Below are 8,963 nucleotides of genomic sequence, written 5' to 3' on the forward strand. Positions count from 1 at the left end.
CTGCTAGCGGTTCTTCTTGAGCTTCTTCTCGGACTTCCGCTGCGCCTTGGCGGCGCGCTTGGAGGCCTTCGCGTAGCTCGCCTCGGTCGCGGCGGCTGCGGCCTTGGCGCCCCGGCGCGCGCGGTAGCCGACCGACGGCTTGCCCTCGGTGTCGACGGCGGCCAGCAGCAGCCCGCCGAGCAGGCCGGTGTTCTTCAGGAAGTTCGAGATCTGCCCGAACTGCTCGGTCGGGTCCTCGTGCTCCCAGAACCGGTGGCCGGCCAGCGTCGTCGGCACGATCGACGCCGACAGGACCAGCGCGGTCAGCCGCGGGAACTTGCCGAGCGCGAACAGCGAACCGGCGGCGACCTTGACGGCGGCGTCGGCCTGCACCCACTGCTGCACGTCGCGGGGCACCTGCACGGGGAGCTGCTTGTCGGCGGTCTCCGCGATCTTCTCGACGACGGGGGCGGCCCCGGGGACGCGGTCCTGCGGCTTGCGCAGGGTGCTGATGCCGCCGTAGATGAACGGGGCGGCGAGCAGGGGCCGGGCGATCCGGCGGACCAGCATGGTGACCTCTTTCCCTCTGTACCTCGGTGGACGTCGGGTCGTGCAGTGCCCGGCGCGGTGCGCGGGCAATCCCTGTGGTGGACCGTAGTGATCACCGCCGACATCCGCTTCTCGGCCGCATGGACCCGCACAGCGACCGGGCGTCGACGAGCGGATCGCTGGGCTGTGCCAGGGTGTGCGCCGTGTTCCCCGCAGGGCGCGTGACCCGGCGAGCCGCCCCGTGAGCGTTCCCGCCTCGATCAGCCCGCGCCGCGGACGATCGGCCGGCGGTGTCGGCCGCCACCCGCGCAGGTCCAGCGGCTGGCCGGGCAGCTCGGCCAGGTGGTCGTCGCCGACTCGACCGACGTCGAGGCGCTGGAGGAGATCGGGATCGCCGACTTCACCCGTGTGGTGGTGGGCATCGGCACCGACCTGGAAGCCAGCATCCTGACCACCGCGCTGCTGGTCGACCTCGGGATCCCCGACATCTGGGTCAAGGCGCTGAGCGGCCAGCACGCGAAGATCCTCGAGCGCATCGGCGCCCACCACGTGGTGTTCCCCGAGCACGAGATGGGGGAGCGGGTCGCCCACCTGGTCTCCGGCCGGCTGCTGGACTGGGTCGAGCTCGACCCGGAGTGGGTGTTCGCCAAGACCCTGCCACCGCGGGAGCTGGTCGGCGTCCCGCTGGGCGAGTCCCGGTTGCGGAAGAGGCACAACGTCACGGTGGTCTCGGTCAAGCCGGAGACGGCGAGCAGCTTCACCCACGCCGGCCTGGACACCGTGCTCACCTACGGCGCCGAGATCGTGATCGCCGGTAGGCCCCGCGACGTCGAGCGGTTCGTCGACCTGGACTGAGCCGTCAGCGGCTGCGGCAGCAGTAGACGGTCAGCGGGGGGCGCTTGCCGAACCGGAACTCGGTGGCCGGCGCCCCCATCTCGCCGTCGTAGGCCACCCGCTGCGGACCGGACCGGGAGACCACCGCCAGCTCGCGCGCCTGGAACTTGCCGTAGCAGCGGGTGTGCTCGCTGACCCCGAGCAACGTGGCGAGCACCGCGCGGGTGCGGCCGAACCGCAGGTCCGCGCGCAGGTACTGCACGTCGAGCAGGCCGTCCTCCAGCCGCGGGCGCCAGGCCGGCGACAGCCCGCGCGGGGTGTAGAGGCAGTTGCCGACGAACAAGATCCAGACCCGCAGCCGGTGTCCGTCGACGTCGAGCTCCACCGGCGTCCCGGTGCGCAGCACCTGCGCGGCTGCCACGGTCAGCGCCAGCCACTTGCCCAGCCGCCCCGCGAGCCGGTCGCGGCGGCGCACCATCTCCGGATAGGCGCCGATGCTCGAGGTGTTGAGGAACGGCGTCCCGTTGACCTCGGCGACGTCCACGGTGACCGCCTCCCCGGCCAGCACCGCGTCGACGGCGTCGGTCGGGGTGAGCAGGCCGACGTCGCGGGCGAAGTGGTCGAGCGTCCCGGCGGGGATGACCGCGAGCGGCAGTCCGTGCTCGAGCGCGACCGCGGCGGCCGCGGCCACGCTGCCGTCGCCCCCGGCCACGCCCAGCGCCCGGGCGCCGTCTCGGGCCGCCGTCCCCAGGAGCTCGTCGACGCCGGTCTCCTCCGTCGTCTCCAGCACCTGCGCGCGGGGGAGGAGCCGGCGGATGTCCTCGGCGGGGTCGTAGTCGTCGGGGCCGCTGCGGGGGTTCACCGCCACGGTCAGGCCCTCGCCGTCGGGCAGGGCGGGCGCCGTGGACGCCGGCCGCACCCGGGCCGGGTCCGTCGGCCGCACCCGCCACCAGTGCTGCGTGGCGGCGGCCACGCCCGCCCCCACGGCGAAGCCGGCGGCGACGTCCCCGGGGTAGTGCACCCCCACGTGCACCCGCGAATACCCGACGGCGAGACCGACCGGGGCCAGCGCGGCACCGGCCGGCAGCGACTCCATCGCGAGCCCGGTGACGAAGGCCGCGGCGGAGGCGGAGTGCCCGCTGGGGAACGACGACGACGTGGGCGAGCGGCGCAGCAGCCGGTCGGGGTGACCGCTGTGCACGGGCCGCCCGCGCCGGAACAGCGTCTTGAGGACGGCGTTGACCAGCGCGCTGGTGATCGCCATCGAGCCGGCCCCCCGCAGCGCGCCCCGGCGCAGGCCGCCCCGGCGCAGCGCCAGCAGGCCGCCGATCGCCAGCCACAGCCGGCCGTGGTTGGCCGCGGTCGTGAGCCGGTAGAGCCACCGGTCGGCGGGGGAGCTGGGCAGCCCGCCGATGAAGGCGTGCAGGCGGGCGTCCAGGTTCCGGGCGGGAGGCACGGCCGGACGCTAGTGGAGCCCGCGCGCCCCGGCTGCGTCCTCGGATGAGGCGCCGGTCCCCTCGGGCTAGGCCGTCTCGATCGCGGCGGCCACCAGCTCGGCGATCCGCTGCTGCCCCGCCTCGGTCGGGTGCAGCTCGTCGTCGAGCAGCTCGATGCCCGCGCCGGCCAGCGGCACGTACACCCGACCGGCGTCCGAGGTGGCCTGGCGCAGCGCGGCGTCGATGGTGCCGAGCTCCCCCGGATCGGCCCCGGGGACGGCCGGTGGGCCCACGACCACCACGACGGGCACGTCCTGCAGGTCGCCGAGCACGTCGCCGGCAGCCGCGGCCACCTGGTCCGGATCGCCGAGCAGCGAATCGTTGACGCCGCCCTGTACGACGACGACCTCGGCGTCGGGCGGATCGGAGGCCAGCCGGGCGCCGTAGGTGAGCGGGGAGTGGATGCACCAGCCGGCGGTCGTGAAGCCGGTCGTGCCCACCCCGTCGACGACCACCCGGGCGCCGAGCTGCTCACCGAGCGCGGTCGGCCACGCCTGCTCCGGGCCGGACAGGCCGGTGCCCTGCGTGTAGGAGTCGCCCAGCACGGCGATGGTGGGGCTGCCGGTGGTGACGGGTTCGGCCAGCTGCCGCTCCCGTTCCTCGAGAGTGCCGGCGCACGGGTCCTCGTCGGCCTGCGAGGCCTCGGTCCCGCCACGGCCCGGCCAGGCGGCGACCCCGAAGACGGCTGCTCCCACCACGAGCAGGCTGATCGCCGCGGCGATCCGAAGGCGCGCCCGCGTCATGGCCCGCACGCTACGTGGACGAGCGTCCCGGCGACGTCGGACGGGCCGTACCGGCGTGAGCTGTCCGGTTGGGCAGTGGCGACGGCCGACGGCGGGGCTCGACCGAACCGCGGTACTCGAACTGCACCGTGCCGTGCGGGCCGAACGTCTCGACGGGCCCGACGACGCGCAGCGTCGACCAGTCGGCCACGGCCTCCGCGTCGTCGGCGGTGATCTGGCGTTCCAGCTGGTGGCGGAGCGCGGACGTCGCTCCGAAGAGATGGGCGGAGGGCATCGCCGTCGTCGTCCGGTACCTGCTCATGTCCGGGAAGTTCGGATGCGATCATCACCCGCTGAACCGGGTTCGCGGCCGTTCACCCGATCGGGTGAGTGCGCGTCTCTCACCTGGGGGTTCACCCGCTGCAGTGACCGCAGAACGGACGATGACGATCCGGAATATGGACCTGTCCCGCGCCGCGGGCCCCGTGCTACTCCGTCTTCTGGCGGGCGCGGTAGGCGGCGACGGTGGAGCGGCTGGCGCACGTGTTGGAGCAGTACCGGCGGCTGGCGTTGCGCGAGGTGTCGACGTAGACGTCGTCGCAGTTCTCGGCCGCGCAGACGCCCAGGCGCTGCCAGCCGTGCTGCACGACCACCTGCGAGAGGCCCATGGCCACCGTCGTCGTCAGCTGCTCCAGTGCGGGGGAGTCGGGGCGGGCGTAGTGCAGGTGCAGCTCGCCGTCGTGGTCGGTGGCGTAGGGCCGCGGCCGGGCCAGCGCGAGGAGTTCGTTGAGCCGGTCCAGGACGTCGGCCTGCGACTCGGCCAGGGCGACGGTGCGCACGAGGCCCGCCGTCGCGGCGGCGCGGTGGATCTCGCCGGGGGAGAGGTCGAACGACGTGCCGGGGCTGAACCACTCGTGGTGGGTGTCCAGGAAGTCGCGCGCCCACCCCGGGTCGCTGCGCTCGGTGTTGGCCAGCTCGATGGCCAGCTCCACCGCAGTCGACCCGTAGGTGTCGTAATCCATGTGACTCCCTACTGATCCGTGCTACCGTCGCCGTCGTAGGTGGTCAACCGCATTTGGCCCCCTACCGATTCCTTCCCAGCAAGTGTGAAACGAGCTCCGCCGTGCGTGCCTACCTCCCTGTCTGGCGGCTTCCGTCCGCCCCCGTGCTGCTCTTCGCCGGCTTCGCCGGCCGGCTCCCCTCGGCCATGGTGCCGCTGGCGCTGCTGCTCATGGTGCAGCAGCAGACGGGCTCGTACGCGGTGGCCGGGCTCGCGGCGGCGACGCTCGGCGTCGCCTCGGCGGTCATGGCACCGGTCCTCGGCCGACTCGCCGACCGCCGCGGTCCGCGCTCGATCCTGCTCGCGCAGGCGGCCGCCTATCCGCTGCTGCTCGCCCTGCTGATCGCCGTCGCCCTCGGCGGGGCGCCCGACGCCGCCGTCGTCGCCGCGTCGGCCGGCGCCGGTGCGGCCACCCCGCTGGTGTCGGGCACCGTGCGTGCGCTGTGGTCGCGCGTCGACCCGCGCATCCGCCCCACCGCCTACGCGCTGGACGCCACCGCGACCGAGCTGGTCTTCGTCGTGGGCCCGTCCCTGGTCGCCACGCTCGCCGTCTTCGCCTCGCCCGCCCTGGCCGTGGGCGTCGCGGGCGTCCTCGCCGTCGGCGGCGCGCTGGGCATCGCCACGTCCGCGGCCACCCGCGCCTACGTACCGGTGGCCGGCGTGCGCTCGGGGATGTTCTCCACCGTCCGGACCCCGGGCATGCCGCGGCTGCTGCTCAGCGGCGCGGCCCTGATGCTCGGGTTCGGTGCGCTGGAGGTCGCCGTCCCGGCGTTCGCGGACCGGATCGGCGCGCCCGGCATGTCGGGGCTGCTGCTCGCGCTGTGGGCGCTCGGCTCGACCATCGGCGGCCTGTGGTTCGGCGCGCGGGTGCTCAGCATGTCGCTGCCCCGGCAGTACCGGCTGCTGCTGCTCGGCGTCACGATCGGACTGGCGCCCCTGGCCTGGATCTCCAGCCCGTGGGCGCTGGGGGTGCTGCTGTTCCTGGGTGGGACGGCGATCGCGCCCACCCTGACCGTGCAGAACACCCTCGTCGGCTCCATGGCGCCCGACCATGCCACCACCGAGGCCTTCACCTGGCTCTCCACCATCACCGTGGGCGCCTCGGCCGTCGGTGCGGCCCTCGGCGGTGCGCTCATCGAGGGGCGCTTCGGGGTCAGCGGCAGCCTCGCGCTGGCCACCGTCGGCGCCGCGGTCGCCGTCGGCATCACGCTGGTGCCGGGGCGTCGTCCCTCGGTGCTCACGCCGGACGCCGTCCCCGAGCCCGTCACCGCCTGACCGGCACGGACTGCCGCAGCGAGTGCGACGACGTGGTGGCCATCAGCGCCTGATCGCCACCAGTTCGTCGCACTCGGCGCCGGGACCAAGCGGACCGGCGGCGGTCCGGCCCCCTGGGGACGACGTCCGGGGCGCTGGTAGTCTCTCCGTCGGCGGTTACGAGGACACTCGGACCCTGGGAGGCTTCGCCTAGTCCGGTCTATGGCGCCGCACTGCTAATGCGGTTTGGGTTAATCCCCATCCCGGGTTCAAATCCCGGAGCCTCCGCGCACGACAACTGAACATCGGCACCCGTAGCTCAACGGATAGAGCATCTGACTACGGATCAGAAGGTTAGGGGTTCGAATCCCTTCGGGTGCACGTCTGGTTGAGACACCGAGCGGCCCCGCACTTCGACGGAAGTGCGGGGCCGCTTCGTCGTGCGGGGAGTGCGCGCCACCGCAGACGTTGCGATCCGGTGACGACGGCGCCGTACGGCGTCGTCTCTTTGCCGTCACGTGACATTTCGCCCGAGCCCGTAGGGAAACGGGTGCGGGGCGGGCACCGGAGAGAGGTGGCCCGCCCTTCGCGGCGGGCCGAGCCCTGCCGCCGTCGAAGGAGTTCCGTGCCCGTCCCCTCTCCCGGTGGACTGCCGCTGCCCGCAGTCGAGCACGCCCCGCTCGCACCCCCGCGCCGGTTCCGGGCGATGCTGCTCCTGCTGGTCGGCGTCGTCACGGCCGGCGCGCTCACCGCCGGTCTCGCCTGGCCGCTGGTCAGTGGCGCCGCCATGGCCACCCGCACCACCGCCGACGTGTTCCGGCCGGCGGGCGACGACCTGCTGGACCGGACGCCGCCCGGCAACACCCGCATCCTCGCCGCCGACGGCTCCCTCATCGCCGAGCTGTTCCGGCGCAACCGCACGGTGGTCCCCAGCGAGGCGATCGCACCGGTCATGAAGGACGCCCTGGTCGCGATCGAGGACGCCCGGTTCTACGAGCACGCCGGCGTCGACGGGAAGGGGCTGGCGCGGGCGCTGGTCACCAACGTCGCGGCAGGCGACGTCGTCCAGGGCGGGTCGACGCTGACCCAGCAGCTGGTCAAGCAGATCCGGCTCCAGTCGGCGACCGACGCCGAGGGCCGGGAGGGCGCCACCGAGCAGAGCGTGGGCCGCAAGCTCCGGGAGGCGCAGCTGGCCCTCGGCATGGAGAGGCGCTACACCAAGGACGAGATCCTCACCCGCTACCTCAACCGCGTGTACTTCGGTGCCGGCGCCTACGGGGTGGCGGCCGCTTCCGAGGCCTACTTCGGCGTAACGCCCGACGCGCTGACCCTGGCCCAGGCCGCCACGCTGGCCGGTCTCGTGCAGAGCCCGTCCACCTACGATCCCTTCGTCGCACCGGACCTGGCCACCGAGCGCCGGGACGTCGTCCTGGCCCGCATGGTGGAGCTGGACATGGTCGACCAGCAGGCGGCCGACGAGGCCCGCGCCGCCCCGGTCGTCCTGCAGCCGGGCGAAGGTCCCGCGCGGGGCTGCCGGGAGGCTCTGTTCGGCGGCTTCTTCTGCGACTACGTGATGAAGTACCTCACCGGTGAGCTCGGCCTGGACCGCGAGCGGCTGGAGACCGGCGGGCTCACCGTGCGCACCACGCTCGACCCCGCAATGCAGTGGCACGGCGGGGTCGCCGTGCGGACCACGCTGGCGCCCGAGGACCCGCGGGCCGGGATCTACACCGCCGTCGAGCCGAACACCGGCCGCGTGCTGGCGATGGCGGTGAACCGGGTCTTCGGCGCCGTCGACGGCGACCCCACGCGGACGTCGGTCAACCTGGCGCTGGCCGCCGGTCAGGGCGCGGGTTCCCTCTACAAGACCTTCACCGCGGCCGCGGCCCTGGAACAGGGATACGGCCTCGACCACCGCATCACGACGCCGGACCCCTACGTCTCCCGCGTGTACGAGGACGGTGACGGTCCGTACGACGTGGAGAACGTCGGCAGCTTCCCGAGCACGCTCACCATGGAGGAGGCGCTGTACCGCTCCTCCAACACCTACTTCCTCGCCCTGCAGGACCAGCTGGGTTCGGTCGAGGCGCCGGTGCGCATGGCCCAGCGGCTGGGGCTCACGTCGCTGGACCCGGTGGCCGACACGATCGTCGCGGAGAACCGCGGGTCGTTCACCTTCGGCGCCGAGGCGACCAGCCCCCTGGCGCTGGCCAGCTCCTACGCCACCCTCGCCTCGGGTGGGGTGCGCTGCGCCCCCACGCCGATCGACGAGGTGCTCGATCGCGACGGGCGGCCCCTCACCGACGACGACGGCCGGCCGCTGGGCGGGTCGCCGTCCTGCGAGCAGGTCGTGCCCCCGGGTCTGGCCAACACCCTGGCGCAGGCGCTGCGCAAGGACGTCGAGCCGGGCTTCCCCGGGCAGACCGGCAGCCGCGCCTACGTCCCCGGCCACCAGATCGCCGGCAAGACCGGGACCACGCAGAACAACTTCTCGGTCGCCTTCACCGGCTTCACCCCGCAGGTCTCCGCGGCCGTCATGGTCTACGACCCGGTGGCCAACCGGGACGTCGGCGGCTACGGCGGCGGCAAAGCGGCGCAGATCTGGCACGACGCGCTCGCGCCGATCCTGTCGGCCTGGCCGGATGCGCCGTTCGCCCCGGCCGACCCGCGGTACGTCGACGGCACCCGCCAGACCGTCCCCCGCGGCTGCATCGGGGCCGGCGAGAACCGCTGCCGCGCGCTGCTCTCCGGCGTCGGGCTGGCCGCCGCGGTCACGCCGGTCGACAGCGCCCGTCGGCCCGGCATCGTCGTCGCGGTGCAGCCGGGGCCCGGTGCGATCGCCAGCACGGACCAGCCGGTGGCGGTCCTGGTGAGCAACGGCGCCCGGTGGACGCCGCCGCCCCCGCCCCCGTCCCCGGAACCGACCCCCGAACCGCAGCCGCGACGGGCCCCCGAGCCGGTGGCCCCGGCGCCGGCACCCGCGCCCGAGCCGGTGGCCCCGGCGCCGGCAGCCGCGCCCGAGCCGGTAGCCCCGGCCCCGGCACCCGCGCCCGCACCGGTGCCTACGCC

At 74.1% G+C, this 8,963-nt stretch carries 8 protein-coding genes and 2 tRNA genes; 5 read left to right on the plus strand and 5 right to left on the minus strand.

Going from position 1 to position 8,963, the window contains the following annotated elements:
- Positions 1 to 3 precede the first annotated feature (3 nt).
- Positions 4 to 549: a DoxX family protein gene (locus tag RM425_RS15940; RefSeq protein WP_311346198.1), complete on the minus strand. Its 546-nt coding sequence runs from the start codon at positions 547 to 549 to the stop codon at positions 4 to 6.
- 258 nt (positions 550 to 807) lie between these two features.
- Here RM425_RS15940 and RM425_RS15945 point away from each other — a divergent pair, with 258 nt between their 5' ends.
- The gene (locus tag RM425_RS15945) at positions 808 to 1,383 is read left to right on the plus strand and encodes a potassium channel family protein (RefSeq protein WP_311346210.1); all 576 of its coding nucleotides are present in this window, start codon (positions 808 to 810) and stop codon (positions 1,381 to 1,383) included.
- A gap of 4 nt (positions 1,384 to 1,387) precedes the next feature.
- Here the strand turns inward: RM425_RS15945 and RM425_RS15950 are convergent, their stop codons facing one another.
- The 4 genes from RM425_RS15950 to RM425_RS15965 form a co-directional block, all read right to left on the minus strand.
- Entirely contained in the window at positions 1,388 to 2,818 is a 1,431-nt protein-coding gene (locus RM425_RS15950) for a phosphatase PAP2 family protein (RefSeq protein ID WP_311346199.1), read from the minus strand.
- Between the two features lie 66 nt (positions 2,819 to 2,884).
- On the minus strand, positions 2,885 to 3,601 hold the full coding sequence (locus RM425_RS15955) for an SGNH/GDSL hydrolase family protein (protein ID WP_311346200.1): 717 nt from the start codon (positions 3,599 to 3,601) through the stop codon (positions 2,885 to 2,887).
- 10 nt (positions 3,602 to 3,611) lie between these two features.
- Positions 3,612 to 3,902, minus strand: coding sequence for a hypothetical protein (locus tag RM425_RS15960; protein ID WP_311346201.1), 291 nt, complete (start codon positions 3,900 to 3,902; stop codon positions 3,612 to 3,614).
- Positions 3,903 to 4,068: 166 nt separating this feature from the next.
- Positions 4,069 to 4,602: a CGNR zinc finger domain-containing protein gene (locus tag RM425_RS15965; RefSeq protein WP_311346202.1), complete on the minus strand. Its 534-nt coding sequence runs from the start codon at positions 4,600 to 4,602 to the stop codon at positions 4,069 to 4,071.
- A gap of 143 nt (positions 4,603 to 4,745) precedes the next feature.
- Between RM425_RS15965 and RM425_RS15970 the strand changes: the two genes are divergently transcribed.
- The 4 genes from RM425_RS15970 to RM425_RS15985 all read left to right on the plus strand — a co-directional run.
- Positions 4,746 to 5,915, plus strand: coding sequence for an MFS transporter (locus tag RM425_RS15970; RefSeq protein ID WP_311346203.1), 1,170 nt, complete (start codon positions 4,746 to 4,748; stop codon positions 5,913 to 5,915).
- A gap of 178 nt (positions 5,916 to 6,093) precedes the next feature.
- Positions 6,094 to 6,182: transfer RNA gene (locus tag RM425_RS15975), tRNA-Ser, on the plus strand.
- A 20-nt stretch (positions 6,183 to 6,202) separates the two neighbouring features.
- A tRNA-Arg gene (locus RM425_RS15980) sits at positions 6,203 to 6,275 on the plus strand.
- 244 nt (positions 6,276 to 6,519) lie between these two features.
- Positions 6,520 to 8,963: transglycosylase domain-containing protein (locus RM425_RS15985; protein ID WP_311346204.1), on the plus strand; the 2,444-nt coding region annotated here is incomplete at its 3' end.

This window comes from Blastococcus goldschmidtiae, from assembly GCF_031845325.1.
Taxonomy (GTDB): domain Bacteria; phylum Actinomycetota; class Actinomycetes; order Mycobacteriales; family Geodermatophilaceae; genus Blastococcus; species Blastococcus goldschmidtiae.